Annotated in this window: 15 protein-coding genes; 4 read left to right on the top strand and 11 right to left on the bottom strand. The window is 45.3% G+C overall.

Annotated features, from left to right (window positions below; all coding sequences use genetic code 11):
- Positions 1-44: 44 nt before the first annotated feature.
- Positions 45-719, bottom strand: coding sequence for a Na-translocating system protein MpsC family protein (locus QNH15_RS03725; protein WP_283892691.1), 675 nt, complete (start codon positions 717-719; stop codon positions 45-47).
- A 128-nt stretch (positions 720-847) separates the two neighbouring features.
- Positions 848-1,543, bottom strand: a complete 696-nt coding sequence (locus QNH15_RS03720) for a Na-translocating system protein MpsC family protein (protein WP_283892689.1) — start codon at positions 1,541-1,543, stop codon at positions 848-850.
- Between the two features lie 301 nt (positions 1,544-1,844).
- Here QNH15_RS03720 and QNH15_RS03715 point away from each other — a divergent pair, with 301 nt between their 5' ends.
- Genes QNH15_RS03715 through QNH15_RS03705 form a run of 3 tightly spaced genes read left to right on the top strand, consistent with a single transcriptional unit; the run spans position 1,845 to position 2,860 of the window.
- A complete protein-coding gene (locus QNH15_RS03715; RefSeq protein WP_061974474.1) occupies positions 1,845-2,057 on the top strand; it encodes a YwbE family protein in 213 nt (70 codons plus the stop codon).
- The gene (locus tag QNH15_RS03710; RefSeq protein WP_061974476.1) at positions 2,054-2,407 is read left to right on the top strand and encodes an ASCH domain-containing protein; all 354 of its coding nucleotides are present in this window, start codon (positions 2,054-2,056) and stop codon (positions 2,405-2,407) included. The genes QNH15_RS03715 and QNH15_RS03710 overlap by 4 nt, the downstream gene beginning before the upstream one ends.
- 9 nt (positions 2,408-2,416) lie before the next feature.
- Positions 2,417-2,860, top strand: a complete 444-nt coding sequence (locus QNH15_RS03705; protein WP_283892686.1) for a hypothetical protein — start codon at positions 2,417-2,419, stop codon at positions 2,858-2,860.
- A gap of 42 nt (positions 2,861-2,902) precedes the next feature.
- Here the strand turns inward: QNH15_RS03705 and QNH15_RS03700 are convergent, their stop codons facing one another.
- The 5 genes from QNH15_RS03700 to QNH15_RS03680 all read right to left on the bottom strand — a co-directional run bounded on the left by QNH15_RS03700 (position 2,903) and on the right by QNH15_RS03680 (position 8,009).
- Positions 2,903-4,264, bottom strand: a complete 1,362-nt coding sequence (locus QNH15_RS03700; RefSeq protein ID WP_283892685.1) for an aspartate kinase — start codon at positions 4,262-4,264, stop codon at positions 2,903-2,905.
- A 263-nt stretch (positions 4,265-4,527) separates the two neighbouring features.
- Positions 4,528-5,700, bottom strand: coding sequence for a beta-aspartyl-peptidase (iadA, locus tag QNH15_RS03695; RefSeq protein ID WP_283892683.1), 1,173 nt, complete (start codon positions 5,698-5,700; stop codon positions 4,528-4,530).
- 256 nt (positions 5,701-5,956) lie between these two features.
- On the bottom strand, positions 5,957-6,157 hold the full coding sequence (locus tag QNH15_RS03690) for a hypothetical protein (RefSeq protein ID WP_283892682.1): 201 nt from the start codon (positions 6,155-6,157) through the stop codon (positions 5,957-5,959).
- 76 nt (positions 6,158-6,233) lie between these two features.
- A complete protein-coding gene (locus QNH15_RS03685; RefSeq protein ID WP_283892680.1) occupies positions 6,234-6,989 on the bottom strand; it encodes an alpha/beta hydrolase in 756 nt (251 codons plus the stop codon).
- A 72-nt stretch (positions 6,990-7,061) separates the two neighbouring features.
- Positions 7,062-8,009, bottom strand: a complete 948-nt coding sequence (locus tag QNH15_RS03680; protein ID WP_283892678.1) for a dipeptidase — start codon at positions 8,007-8,009, stop codon at positions 7,062-7,064.
- A 198-nt stretch (positions 8,010-8,207) separates the two neighbouring features.
- Here QNH15_RS03680 and QNH15_RS03675 point away from each other — a divergent pair, with 198 nt between their 5' ends.
- Positions 8,208-8,645 (top strand): hypothetical protein, encoded by a 438-nt coding sequence (locus tag QNH15_RS03675; RefSeq protein ID WP_283892676.1) that lies wholly within the window; start codon positions 8,208-8,210, stop codon positions 8,643-8,645.
- On the opposite strand, the gene QNH15_RS03670 is transcribed toward QNH15_RS03675, so the two are convergent.
- From QNH15_RS03670 to QNH15_RS03655, 4 genes are all read right to left on the bottom strand, one after another.
- The gene (locus tag QNH15_RS03670; protein WP_283892674.1) at positions 8,606-10,804 is read right to left on the bottom strand and encodes an FUSC family protein; all 2,199 of its coding nucleotides are present in this window, start codon (positions 10,802-10,804) and stop codon (positions 8,606-8,608) included. The genes QNH15_RS03675 and QNH15_RS03670 overlap by 40 nt on opposite strands.
- A 389-nt stretch (positions 10,805-11,193) precedes the next feature.
- Positions 11,194-11,901 carry an ABC transporter ATP-binding protein gene (locus QNH15_RS03665; protein ID WP_283892672.1) on the bottom strand — a complete coding sequence of 236 codons (708 nt, stop codon included), beginning with the start codon at positions 11,899-11,901 and terminating at the stop codon, positions 11,194-11,196.
- Positions 11,901-12,680 carry an ABC transporter ATP-binding protein gene (locus QNH15_RS03660; RefSeq protein WP_283892670.1) on the bottom strand — a complete coding sequence of 260 codons (780 nt, stop codon included), beginning with the start codon at positions 12,678-12,680 and terminating at the stop codon, positions 11,901-11,903. Before QNH15_RS03660 ends, QNH15_RS03665 begins: the two co-directional genes overlap by 1 nt.
- Entirely contained in the window at positions 12,655-13,629 is a 975-nt protein-coding gene (locus QNH15_RS03655; RefSeq protein WP_283892668.1) for a branched-chain amino acid ABC transporter permease, read from the bottom strand. Before QNH15_RS03655 ends, QNH15_RS03660 begins: the two co-directional genes overlap by 26 nt.

The following is a 13,629-nucleotide window of genomic DNA, read 5'->3' as shown; positions in this document are numbered from 1 at the left end:
GTTAACAACTGCCTTCTTTCCACTCATGCCATTTTTTTCGCCTGTTACTTTGGTGAAAAGTAAAAAACAAGGAGACCGGTATCTGAATCAAAGTCCCAATCGCAAAAGACATCTGTCAGTTTTTTTCCCAGAATCGTATCGATCCCATCGTTGATAAAAGACTTTTTCTCCAAAATTCGTTTGGTAACCTTTAAAGGCTTTGCATATCCTTTTTGAATCATTTCTTTTTCTATGCTGACCAGGATGCCTTTTCTGATACTAACCAATACTCTGTCATTAATCATCCAGCTTACCGTTCGTTCCGGCCATTTTTGAACAAGCTGGCTGATTTCGTTGATTTTCTTTTCGACTTCATTCTTTTTTTTATAGTTTTGATCATCTTGTGAGAGATTGTTGTCCTTCGCCACTCCGGCTATCATCATGGACTGATTGGCTGTATTCCAGTCGTAATAAAATTTTTCATATTCCGTTTCCGTTAAAGCCAGGATATAGGCTTGTATTTCCGGAACCAGGCTAGACAGCATGGTCTCTCGTGTTTCTTCGACCGTTGATTCTTTTCCCTGTTTAAGAAGGGCGTTTTCCATTGGCGAAATAAAATTTCGGATGTGAATCAATATGAAAGGGTGCTCAATGGTAACGTAGGCGGACTCTGGCCCTTTCCCAAAATTATCCCGTAACAGTTTACCAATGTAACTCGAAATTTGCACTTCTATAGACATATGGCCTAACACCTACATTCTTTTTAAGATAAAAGCATCCTTTCTTTTATCCTTGCTTTCCTAATTATGTGAACTATTATTTCTAATTCCCCAGTAAGAAATACATAAACGTCGTCCGGTAACTACTCTTATTTTGCCGATAGAGCAATCAAAATGTAACTTTTGTCCTGTAAAAAATTCCACTCAACAAAAATATCGGAGATTCTTTTTGTAAGGATCTCTTCCAATCTGCTGATCTCAGCTTCTAAAAGATTCTTTTCCAGCTTCTTTTTTGTCATGAACAGTTCTTTAACAAACCCATCTTGTATCAGTTCATTTTCTATTCGTGTCAGGACCCCTTCACGTCTAACCAGGAGCAACCGGTTCGATAAAAATACGGAAGATATATGAAGCGGCCTTTTTTGAGCGGTTTCACTGATTTCATCTACTACATTATTTATCGACTGTAATACTTCGTCTGAGTTCCAAAGCAGCTCGTTTCCTGGGATCTCAGCAAGAAGCAACCCGCTTTTCTTCTGCAGGTTCCAGTCACAGTAAAGGTCTCCCACAAGCTGCTGCCCAGTCATCAAATAAAACTGTTCTCTGATTTCAGGCAGGAGCTCATCCATGATGATGTCACGCGCATGATATACAAACGATTCCTTTCCCTTGTTCAACAGCATCTGTTCTAATGGAGAAAGGAAGTTTTTGATTACGACAGCAACAAATGAAGGGGTGATTGTAACATAAATCGATTCAGGGCCTTTTCCAAAACGATCCCGGAGCATTTTTCCTATCATACTCCCAAGCTTGATTTGAAGATTGTTGATTTGAGTTTTTTCCATTCTAACCGCCCTTCATTCACAAAATTAAAAAAGCCAAATAGAAACAGAGGATATCTGTTTCTATTTGGCTCAAGTCCAGCTCATCTATGTCTAGTTCATTACCGCCAACTATTTAATTTATTGACTAAGAAAACCTTCATTTTGTGCAAATCTCCAGATAACAGCGTTCTTTCTCTTATCCATGCTTTATTTTAATATAGAATAGAATTTTTTCAACCTTTTTCTCTTTTGCGAGAATGCTATACTGTTAAAGACAGCAAAAGTTTGAAGAAATAAGGCTAAAGGAAAGGAGCACCCCACAATGAATGGCCAAAGCCGCCAAAACATCACTCCGGGTCTGGATGTGAATATCGTTTTAAAGAAGGACCAAAGAAGCGGGAAGCTCACAAGAGGTAAGGTAAAAGACATTCTGACAAATTCCGCCCATCATCCACACGGAATAAAGGTTCGGCTGGAAGATGGACAAGTCGGAAGAGTAAAAGAAATCGTGCAAAATCAGGAGGAACAAAAATGACCCATCAAACTGAAAATAACAGCCTGCCGCCAAAAACATGCAGCATTGAGCGACTTGTCACCCTTCCACAGGACGTGGAGAAAGTGCTTGCGGGCCAAAAAACAGCGACCCGCCGAAACGGACGCTATGCCGATGTGGGAGAAATCATGGAACTTAACGGCGCAAAATTTATTGTTGAAAAGGTCTATTCCCAGTCGTTGGGTGAATTAACAGATGAACATGCCCGACAAGAAGGATTTGATGATGTAGAAGGCTATAAGAATTCCATTCTATCCATTCATCCCGGAATGCCCTGGCTTCCTCATATGAAGGTATGGGTTCATGAATTCAGGGCCGTCGAAGAGGAATAACAGCAATAAATGAATCTGGTGTATCCCTTTTTGTTATATCTTCATATATTTAGTGTCATTCTGTCGGTCGGCCCTTTTTTCATTCTTCTGCCTTTACTGAAGAAATTAAAGGTCGCAGGTCCTGGTCATGAGGAGGCATATCTGGATACTTTTAGGGCTGCCGTTCGGCTGGCAAAGCATGCGGGCCACGTACTCGTGGTTACCGGTGTGCTCCTTGTGTGGATCACGAAACGTTCATGGACCACCTCCTGGCTGCTCACCACCATTGTCATACTAATTTGTTCTCTGTATTTTTTGGCAAGAGCTTTTTCCCCGACGATCCGAAGATTTAAAGACCCGGAAGAACAACGGGCCGAACTTACATCGAAGTTGAAAAGAACCATTTGGATTTACCTGGCGCTGATGCTCTCCATGCTTTGGTTCATGGTAGCCAAGCCCCAGCTTTGGACATAAAAAGAACAAAACAGCTCCTGTTTTGTTCTTTTTTTACATCTATTAAACGGTCACTCCTGCAAAAAATTCTTCGTACATTGCCTGAACCGCCTTTCTTTCATCCCCGGCTTTTACACCAAACATCATGCTGACCTCAGATGAACCCTGATTGATCATCTCAATGTTGACACCGGCTCTCGCCAGTGCGGTTGAAGCCCTTGCTGCCGTTCCGACCGTTTCTCTCATTCCTTCTCCAACCATCATGATCAGTGCAAGGTCTCTTTGCACTTTCACGTCATCAGCATGGAGTTCTTCTTTTATACGCTGAACAATTTGCTCTTCGACGGATTCGCTCAGTTGATGCTGCCTTAAAATAATGGAGATGTCATCAATCCCTGATGGCATATGTTCAAAAGACAAATGAAAGTCTTCCAATATATTGAGAAGCCGGCGGCCAAATCCAATTTCCCTGTTTAATAAATACTTGCTGACATAGATGCTTGAAAAGCCATCATCACTGGCGATCCCGATCACAGGCCCATTTGAAAGCTTACGCTCCTTCACAATCATTGTACCGGGCTTATCAGGCTGGTTTGTATTTTTCACATTAACAGGAATCCCCGCCCTGAAAGCTGGCATAAGCGCTTCATCATGGAAGACCGAGAACCCTGCATACGAAAGCTCCCGCATTTCCCTGTACGTAATTTCAATGATTTCCTTTGGCTGGCGAATGATGTTTGGATTGACGGAATAGACGGCATCCACATCCGTAAAGTTCTCATAAACATCGGCTCTCATCCCGCTGGCGAGGATCGATCCTGTTATGTCCGAACCGCTGCGGGAGAAAGTCACAATTTCCCCTTCCTCATTAAATCCGAAAAATCCTGGAAAGATCACGATACCGGCATGTTCTCTCAGCCGGTAAAGAGACTCATAGGTTTCGGGCAACGGCTGTGCATTTCCCGGCTCGTCTGTGACGAGCAAGCCTGCATCTTTCGGATTCACATAAGAGGCCTCTACTCCTTTGAACTGAAAATAGGCAGCGATAAGCTTGGCATTATTATCTTCTCCACTTGCCTTCACAGCATCCATATACTTCTGCGGGTTGCTGCGATCACTGTTTAACAGCTGCAGAAGACTGGCACGAATGCCTTCCACGACCTCTCCGGGCAGCTGAAGTTCTTTGGCGATGCTTTCATAACGGCCAACTATGGCTTCAAACGCCTCATTATCTTCTTTTCCCTGTAAATAGGAAGCGGCACATTCTATTAAAAGATCCGTCACTTTGGTGTCCTCTGCATCCCGCTTTCCTGGTGCTGATACCACCACAGCTTTTCGCTCCGGATCGGAAACCACGATTTGAAAAACCTTTGCTAGCTGTTCCGCACATGACAAAGATGAACCGCCGAACTTTACTACTTTCATTGTTAACATCCCCTACTGTTGGAATTTATCCGCTAAAATTTAGTTCTTATTATTGCGCGTTTTGAAACAAGATGCAAGAAGTTTTTCCGTACAGAAAGAACAAATGTCCACATCAGAGAAACTTTATGTTTTGGTATTACTAAGTCACCCTGGGCAATATTTCACTGGATTTCGATTATTTCCGAGGGAATAATATAGATCTCAGGGAAATATTGAAGGGTTCTGTCAGTTTTTCCCGACAGAACCCTTTCTCCAGTAATGCGTTATTGAAAAGTTCCCTTTATAACAGGGGCTCCCTCTTTAACCATAATCCTGCCTTTAGCAATAACCGTATCAATTTCCAAGGTATCTTTCTTCAACAGGACAAGATCAGCATCTTTCTTTTCATGAATATATCCTTTGTTGTTCAGCTTCAGCACTTGGGCAGGGTTACAGGTAATAACTTTTAAAGCGTCTTCGAGAGTAACTCCCTCCTTTAACACAGCATCTCTGACTTCCTCAAACAGCGAGGATACTTTCCCAACCTGCAGGCCTTTAAACTCCCCATCATCATTAAATATGGGCAGACTGGCCTGCCCATCCGATGAAAAGGTAATATTGCCAATCGGAACTCCTTGATCCAGCATGGTCTTCAACCCTTTACTGCACTTTACTTCCCCTTCTTCAAGAAATTTCGGAATGGTACTCGTAGTGAAATCGACAAATCCTCCGTTTTTGGCGTATTGTACACCGTCGTGGAAAAGATCTTCTGTACGGTTAATATGAGTAAGATGAAAGTGCATAATGGGAATATTCGTACGTTCAATCAGTTCCTCAATCGGTTTCAGTCTTGACTCTCCACTTCCGATATGAACCTCCAGAATACCCGCCTTTCCAGTCAACAATCCACCATTACGGGCAGCCGTTGCGATTTTGACCAATTCCTCATAGGTCGGCACGGATGAACGATGGTCTGAAATGGCAATTTCACCAACACCGATAATTTTTTCAATAAAGATGATATCCTCTTCTATTTTTCCGGTGATGGTTCGTACGGGAAGCTGGTACGAACCTGAATGTATAAATGTTGTAATCCCTTCTTCCTCCAGCGCGTGCGCTTTAGCCAGAAGATTCTCCAATGTTCTTGTCGTTCCGTCTGTGCCAAGAAGCCCAATCATCGTCGTAATTCCTGAAGTAGTAGCATCCGTAAGCATCAGCTCAGGTGTACGGGTCCTGAATCCGCCTTCCCCACCTCCTCCAGTAATATGAACATGTGAATCAATGAAGCCAGGAACGATCAGTTTATCCGTTGCATCGATTTCCTGAATGGGTACAAATCCCTCCGGCACATCAATCTGTTTTCGTATATATCCAATCTTGCTGCCCGTGAGAAGAATATCCTTATGCCCGAGGTGGTTGGGGCTGTAAACTTCACCATTTTTTATTAAAGTAAGCACTTCAACGTTCCCTCCAATTTTTATCAGTTGCTGCCGTCGTCTAAAGATATGTGTTCAAACAGCTTGTCATTAATCTCTCCTCACAACGAAATCATCTTGCCGGCGTCTCCTTTTAGCCATCCCTTTTCGATCCTAATACTTACTGTTCCCCCTTTTGGCCGTTTTTTTAGCCTTTTCCTTTGTTTTTTATGATTAAATCTCCAATCTCACACAAAAAAGCTGTCAGGAATTTCCCGACAGCTAAACCGGCTCTTATTTATTCTTGATTGTCTTTTGGCTTCCAGCCCTTCAGTACACGCTGAACCGTATAGTTTTTCGCTTCTTCATCACTCAATTGCCTTCTGGACTCATTATAGGCAACACCCGGCCCGTAGTTGTGATATTCATAGAAACGGGTCATCTTTATAAGAGAAGCCTGACATATCTGTCCAGCCTTGCGTTTTAATATGCGATCCAAGGTAACTGTTCATATAAACCACGCTTCCGATGGAATCCGGATTTCCCATATCGCACGGTCTTTTTTTCCTTTTCATTTAGAATAACTGATTTTCCAGAAACTCCAGCGTTTTTTCAATAATCATTCCTTGATCATGATCAAGGGTTGCGACATGATAGCTGTCGGGCATATATTGCAACGTCTTTTCTTCCGAAGCAATTTGTTCCAAAATCAGCTGGGAATTCAGTGGGGGAACCACATGGTCGGTTTCCGAAACAAAAATGAATGCAGGACAGGTTACACGATCCAGCCTGTTTCTGACCTCATCCATGAGCTTCAGTATTTCCTTAACCGACTGTAGGGGTGTTCGTTCATATGAAAGTTCTTTTACATCCGGTTTTTTAATATCCGAGCCGATGGCATCGAGAAACCGTGGTTCCTGTGCGGTATTCATCTCTTCCATACTGGGGATATCCACTGCCGCATTGATGGGAATAATTCCTTTTATGTCGGGATATCTTTCAGCAAGATAAAGGGTCAGCGTTCCTCCCATCGAAAGGCCGGTCACAAAAATGGTGTCACAGCGTTCCTTTAACCAGGCATAGCCTTCCTCAACTGAAGCAATCCAGTCCTGGTATGTCGTCTGCTCCATGTCCTCGTAGTGGGTCCCATGCCCCTTCAGTCTTGGACCGCATACCGTATACCCTTTTTCTGCGTATGCCTCGCCCAATGGACGCATGCTCTGAGTGGACCCGGTGAACCCATGAATCACCAGGATTCCCACCTTGCTCCCCTCAAAATAAAATGGCTCCCCTTCTTTCAGCACTGGATACTGCACTGCACGTTCTTCCATAGAATCACCTTCCATTTAAAGGATTCGTTCTCCTACCATTTCGTTTATTCTGCACCTGTTTCCTGCCTAAACCTATTTTCGCGCTTCTCTTAAAGGCGGACGGTGATTCATAAAGTTGTCAAAGGCAAACCCTCGCACCTGCTCCTCACTGTAATGCTTCAACAGTTCGTTAATCAGATTTTGACTTTTAGCAGCGTTCTCCAAATCGGTAATAAACGTGGATATTCCGTCAAAGTCCGAACCAAGCCCAATTTGTTTAACGCCGCCGAGTGAACAGAAACGGTCAATATGCCTGATCAAATCCGGTATAGTGGCTGTATACTGATCTGTGTTAATGAACGGCGGATTATACACCATGTGGATCGTACCGCCCCTTTCAAACATCGATGTTGCCTGATCATCCGTCAAATTACGGGGATGATTACAAAGCTCTTTGGAATTGGAATGGCTCGCAAAAGGATAGTCTGCGGTCTCCATAACATCCCAAAAAGCCATCTCACTTAAGTGGGAAACATCGGTTAACATTTGATGCTGATTGAGGAACCGGACGACCTCCTTCCCAAACAGTGTTAAGCCGCCTCCTCGCGGCTCACCAGCCCCGTCAGCCGCCAGGTTCGCTGTATTCCAGGTTAATCCCACAGACATTACGCCCAACTGATGGAGAATATGCAGTTTGGACAGGTCATTACCAATGGCATCCACTCCTTCAAGCGTAAGCATTGCCCCGATTTCCCCATCCTTGAGAAGATCAAAGTCTTCCCAGCTGCGAATATGTTTCATCTCCGGATTTTTCCTTAATACCTCACTGTAAAACAAATCGACCTGCCCCAGTGCCGCCTGATATTTTTGATCAGAAGGAATTTCGGGCTCAATAAAAATGGCAAAGCATTGGATTTTCACCTTTCCCTGCTTCAGCCTCTCCTTGTTTGTTTCCAGTTGAGGTGCTGAGGCGAAGCTTAACGTGCCTTTTGATTCGTATAACTTTAACAATGCGTCACAATGAAAATCGATAATATTCATAACCAGACTCCTTTTACTATGTATTAATGTATCTTTCTTTAAAATCTCTTTACTCCCTTCCTTCAGTATTAAAAGACCTTAAAAATAAAATAAGGACAACTTTTCAAAACAAAGGAAATTTGATACAATATGTCGAAATTGTTTGATAACTATCTAGTTCTTTCGTTCTATTAAACTATAATTGAGAGGATCGTGCGTATGAAATCTTCCAAGGCGCAGGCTGTCCGCTGGCTGTCCCGCCTCATGCAGCGGGAGCAAATAGACACGTTGGAGAAGCCGGCGGAAGGGAATGTTTTTTTGTTTACTATTGAAGGTTTTTGTGAACAGAACCCGACCTTTTTTATTTGCCGCAAAGAGGAAGGCCTTAGAATCGGTTATCATTCCGTGTCTGAAAACCCCGCCGGTTCACTACCGGTTCCTGTTGAACGCCACCTGATTGAGTGGCATGTCCTGGAGTCGTCAACTGCAAAAGAACGCCAGGAAAGAATTTTAAACACACTGGTGGCAACCATCCGTGCGCGAAAAAAGCAGTATCGGACATGCCAATACTGCAACTTTAAGTATCCCCCTGAACAGGGTTCCGGCCAGAAGACCTGTTACAATTGTGCAGCCCCGCGCTCTCCTGCTGCGTTCTGATCACTTTTTTCAGATTCGGCCCCAAGCTGTTTGGCCAAATAAACGATCGACTCATTAATTCTCCAAACATAGTGGATGTTATGAAGCAGACGAAGATGATTGATCATATCCTGTTCGCTGGATTTGGACTCTTCGGGAATTCGTTCGAGCTGCTCACGCTCTTTTTCCAAATCGACAATACGGACCTGGCTTTCCCCTTTGACAGCTGAGCTGAGCGCTTCGATATTGCCAGACAGCGAGCGTTGAACATGATCCAGCAGCTCTTCAAACTGGCTGTTCGTATTCAGCAGGCTCTTTCTTGTTGAAGAAGCCACAAGCTGCTTGGCATAGAAGTTTGCTGCAGTTAATACAGTTAACTGCTGTTGAAGACCGGTACGTCCGAACCATCCCCTGTACAACGGACTTGCATCTGTAATCAGAGTTTGAAGCTTCTGATCAAGCTCCAGGGCGTGATCTGCCAGGTTATAGTCAGTTTGCTCTTTGTTAAAACGATCGATATAGCGGTTCACGTACTCTTTTAAGGCATCCAGGTAATCAGTGGTTGAGGTAGTAACTTTATCTCTCGTTTTCTGTGGAAAAATAAGAGCTGATACAATAAAACCCAGTCCCACTCCTGCAATGGTATCGATCACACGTGCAGCCATCACCTGTTCGGTAATGCCTCCAAGTAGGATATCGTACATCAAAGCCAAAAGCATTGTAATCCAGAACATCATCAATGTGTACGAAATCGGAAGCAAATAAAAGGCCATGAAAACACAAAAGAAAAGTACGATAACATCTTGTATGCCTGTTAAGAAAAGGGCAATCAGAAAGCCTGCAATCGCCCCCAAAAAGGTACCCACACTCCGCTGCAGGGCCTTAACAAGCGTACCTCCCACGGTTTCAGTCCCAAGAAGGACAACAAAGCACGAAAGCAATATCCAATATTGATGTGCAGGTGAGTAAAGGTGCCCTGCCAAAATAGCTAACCCTCCAGCGATGACGGCCTGGATTGCTTTTTTTGTTGTGGGCCGGAGTCCTGCCTCCTCTTCATCCTTCTTTTCCTCTTCATTATCATTCTCTTTGCCCGTATCCGGATTGTTTTGTTTATTCTCCTGCTGCAGGGACTGCTGAAGCTCGAATGCACCATCAATGATATGGTTGGCAATCGACTCCAGCCTCCGGATCAGATAAAGCCATTCCCGGTTCGTTTCATCCGGCTTCAGTGTTCTGAGCAGACTGCGCAATGACTGCACACTCGCCGCTGCATTTTCCAGGTGGTGCATCTGATTGGTGTTGAGAACTTCTGCCTCACGGATGGATTGAATGACCTGCAAGAGCGCGGCACGAATAGCTGTGTTTTGCAGGGCATGGTGTTCTTTTAACCGGCGGATGGTCGGAGACAGAGTTTCCATCAGCATGGCGGTATCAAAGATATACAAACGCATTTGAGTTGTACTCAGTCCCGGCCAGATGCATCCAGGATCGGTAGAACCCAGCTCATTCGACACCACCCGTGCGTAATCTCCAAGCTTTTGTACATTACGGTCCAAATTGGCGAGCCTCTTCTTTTCAAGATTGATATCCCTGACAATATCACTGACAAGATACAGTGTTAAATTGGCCTGAATATGAAAAGAGTCCATCGACCGTTTCAGCACTTCATCCGGATTGTCCTTAATCAGGATGAAATTATATAAATAGGCAAAGGTGATTCCAGTCAGGATCGATAGCAGAAGCCATGGAACCTGGGGAAAGCCGACCTTTAACAGGGCAACAAAGTAAAAGGACATGAAAGCGATCATGCAAATGGAAAAGTACCGGCTGCCAAACCGCTGCAGATACAGTGCAAGGAAGACAACTAGCAGAAGAAAAAAGTCAGCTGCAAAGCCCCATTTTGCCAGTAAGGAGCCAAAACCTACAGAGAACGCACTGGAAATTCCAATGAGCAGTGTCGTTGCCTTCTTCTCTTTTTCGGTATCATCATTCACCACCAGAATCCCCATCATTCCGATTACTCCCGCAAAAATCGCAGCGGTAACCTGGCCGCCAGCGTTTAAAACGATCAACAGCATAACCCCTACTGAGCTGATTACACTCAGTGTTACTTTACTCGCTGTACGGAGCCGTTTTCTGCCCGGGTCCGATGCCGCCAGCCGGTATAACCAATATTTCATTTCGTCCTCCTCTCTGCCAAAAGAGCTTTTTTGTGAATTATAACGTTACAACTGCGTGCCGCACAAGAAAAGGGGGTAATGTTTGCCCGCTCCTGTTCTGGAAAGCATGATAAAGGGGGTTGTCCAAGAAGTCTGAAAACCGTTGATTTTCGTTCCAGGTCGCTCGCTTTTACCGGCGTAAACGCCTACTTTCGCAGGGCGTCCGGTGATCCTTACCGGCGTGAACGCCTACCTTTTGGCGCTAGCGTCTGCGGGAGTCTCACCTGTCACGCTAGTCCCGCAGGAGTCTCGCACCTTCCACTACAATCAACTTTTCATGGAAGCTCAAAAACGGGCTGCCTGAAGGTCGATTTTTGACTTTCAGAACAGCCCCTTGTTCAATAAGCGGCCTAATGTCCGCCCAGATATGCCATTTTTACTTGCTCACTTGAGGTCAGTTCTGCCGCATCACCAGAAAGGACAATCCTTCCTGTTTCCACGACGTATGCCCGGTTGGCGATGGAAAGCGCCAAATTCGCATTTTGCTCCACTAAGAGAATTGTGGTTCCCGCTTTGTTGATTTCTTCAATGATGCGGAAGATGGTTTTGACCAGGAGCGGTGCAAGCCCCATCGATGGCTCATCCAGCAGCAGCAATCGCGGCTTCGCCATTAAGGCACGGCCCATGGCGAGCATTTGCTGTTCTCCCCCTGACAACGTTCCTGCCTGTTGTTTCAGCCGCTCGAGAAGACGCGGAAACAGCTCGTATACCCGTTCAAGATCCTGCTTGATTCCTTCTTTATCCTTGCGAAGGAAAGCTCCGAGCTGCAGGTTCTCTTCCACTGTCATGTTGGCAAATACTCTTCTTCCCTCGGGTACGTGGGAAATCCCCTGCTTTACGATGGTTTGTGCGGCCTTTCCGTTGATGGTTTTGCCTTCGTATATGACCTTGCCCTGCTTGGGCTTTAACAGGCCGGAAACGGTTTTTAGCAACGTGCTCTTTCCCGCTCCGTTTGCCCCGATCAAGGTCACGATCTCCCCCTCTAGAATTTCGAGGGAAATCCCGTCGAGCGCCTGAATGTTACCGTAGTATACATTAATGTTTTCCACTTTCAGCATTACGAAACCTCCTCGCCCAAATACGCCTCGATGACTTTCGGATTGTTCTTGATTTCAGCCGGCGTGCCTTCTGCAATCAGCTGTCCGTGATCAAGAACGAAGATGCGTTCACACACCCCCATGACAAGCGGCATGTCATGTTCAATCAAAAGAACGGTAAGATCAAACCGCTCCCGGATAAAGGCAATCAGGTTCATGAGCTCTCTGGTTTCATGCGGATTCATTCCGGCGGCAGGTTCATCAAGCAGCAGGAGCTTTGGATTCGCGGCTAGCGCCCGCGCGATTTCAAGCCGCCTTTGCTGTCCATACGGCAGGTTTTTGGCTTTCTCGTTCTTGAACCGGTCGAGGCTGAAAATCTTTAAAAACTCCGTTGCCCTCTCTTCCATTTCATGCTCACCCGCAAAATGGGTCGGCAGACGAAGGATGGAACTGAACAGTGTATGCTTTGCCTGAGAATGATAAGCCACTTTAACATTATCGATCACGGAAAGCTCACCGAATAAACGGATGTTTTGAAACGTACGGCTGATGCCGTTTCTCGTAATCTTATACGGAGGCAGGTTATTCAGCTTTTTACCGTTCAGAACAATCTGTCCTTCCGTCGGCACATATACCCCTGTCAGCATGTTAAAGAAGGTGGTTTTCCCCGCACCGTTCGGCCCGATTAAGCCCGCCATCTCGCCGGGATACAGTTCGATGTTCACATCGGAGACTGCCCGGAGGCCCCCGAAGCGGATTCCGACGTTCTCCACTTTAAGCAACGGTTTGTCCTTTTCCATCCTTCTTCCCTCCTTTTAATTTCTGGCCTCTGCTGAAAACAGAGGTGATCTCTTTCGTTCCCATCAAGCCTTGAGGACGGTACAGCATGACAACAATAAGAACAAGGCTGTAGATGATCATCCTCGTTTCAGGATAATCCTGAAGGAATGTGGAGATGACAGTTAACAGAATGGCGGATATGACCGATCCTGACAGAGAGCCCAGCCCGCCAAGCACAACAAATATCAAAATATCAAATGACTTCAAGAAGCCGAAGTTGGACGGCTGAATAATATAGAAATTGTGCGCATACAATCCTCCGGCCACACCGGCGAAAAAAGCACCAATCACAAAAGCAGTTACTTTATAGTAGGTGGTGTTGATCCCCATCGCGTCCGCTGCGGTTTCATCCTCCCTGATGGAGATGCACGCCCTCCCATGAGTGGAGTTGGTGAAATTGACGATGACCAGGATGGCAACTAGCATGCAGCCGAACACCCACGGCCATGTGGTCAAATGATTAACCTGCATCCCGCTTGCGCCGCCGACATAATCCAAGTTTAAAAACAAGATACGAACGATTTCCCCAAATCCAAGGGTCGCAATGGCCAGGTAATCTCCTTTCAGCCTCAAGGACGGAAACCCGATAATAAAACCTGCGAGTGCAGCCACAAGGCCGCCAATGATCAGTGCTGTAACGAAGGGCAGCTCCAGCTTCATCGTAATGATTCCGGAGGCATACGCCCCTACGGCAAGGAAGCCGGCATGCCCGATCGAAAACTGCCCGGTAATGCCAATAATCAAATGCAGTGAAACAGCAAGAATGATATTAATCGCAATAAAGACCAGTGTATTCACATAAAAGAGGTTCAACATTCCCCCGGTTATCAAAAGCTGTACAACCGCAAAGAGTACGAGGGAGACAACAATCGATGCCCAAAAGAATTTCGCCTGTTTAAAAATCGCCAT

It is taken from the genome of Fictibacillus enclensis (genome assembly GCF_030123385.1).
Lineage (GTDB): Bacteria > Bacillota > Bacilli > Bacillales > Fictibacillaceae > Fictibacillus_C > Fictibacillus_C enclensis.
The sequence above is the reverse complement of the archived record's forward strand: the minus strand, read 5'-3'. Positions and strand labels throughout refer to the sequence as shown.

What these genes read in the sequence shown, in the direction of transcription:
- QNH15_RS03680 (WP_283892678.1), bottom strand. Translation starts at nt 8,009, where the DNA reads ATGAATATTATCGATTTTCATTGTGACGCATTGTTAAAGTTATACGAA.
- QNH15_RS03720 (WP_283892689.1), bottom strand. Translation starts at nt 1,543, where the DNA reads ATGGAAAAAACTCAAATCAACAATCTTCAAATCAAGCTTGGGAGTATG.
- QNH15_RS03715 (WP_061974474.1), top strand. Translation starts at nt 1,845, where the DNA reads ATGAATGGCCAAAGCCGCCAAAACATCACTCCGGGTCTGGATGTGAAT.
- QNH15_RS03655 (WP_283892668.1), bottom strand. Translation starts at nt 13,629, where the DNA reads ATGGCGATTTTTAAACAGGCGAAATTCTTTTGGGCATCGATTGTTGTC.
- QNH15_RS03725 (WP_283892691.1), bottom strand. Translation starts at nt 719, where the DNA reads ATGTCTATAGAAGTGCAAATTTCGAGTTACATTGGTAAACTGTTACGG.
- QNH15_RS03685 (WP_283892680.1), bottom strand. Translation starts at nt 6,989, where the DNA reads ATGGAAGAACGTGCAGTGCAGTATCCAGTGCTGAAAGAAGGGGAGCCA.
- QNH15_RS03710 (WP_061974476.1), top strand. Translation starts at nt 2,054, where the DNA reads ATGACCCATCAAACTGAAAATAACAGCCTGCCGCCAAAAACATGCAGC.
- QNH15_RS03660 (WP_283892670.1), bottom strand. Translation starts at nt 12,680, where the DNA reads ATGGAAAAGGACAAACCGTTGCTTAAAGTGGAGAACGTCGGAATCCGC.
- QNH15_RS03665 (WP_283892672.1), bottom strand. Translation starts at nt 11,901, where the DNA reads ATGCTGAAAGTGGAAAACATTAATGTATACTACGGTAACATTCAGGCG.
- QNH15_RS03675 (WP_283892676.1), top strand. Translation starts at nt 8,208, where the DNA reads ATGAAATCTTCCAAGGCGCAGGCTGTCCGCTGGCTGTCCCGCCTCATG.
- QNH15_RS03670 (WP_283892674.1), bottom strand. Translation starts at nt 10,804, where the DNA reads ATGAAATATTGGTTATACCGGCTGGCGGCATCGGACCCGGGCAGAAAA.
- QNH15_RS03705 (WP_283892686.1), top strand. Translation starts at nt 2,417, where the DNA reads ATGAATCTGGTGTATCCCTTTTTGTTATATCTTCATATATTTAGTGTC.
- QNH15_RS03700 (WP_283892685.1), bottom strand. Translation starts at nt 4,264, where the DNA reads ATGAAAGTAGTAAAGTTCGGCGGTTCATCTTTGTCATGTGCGGAACAG.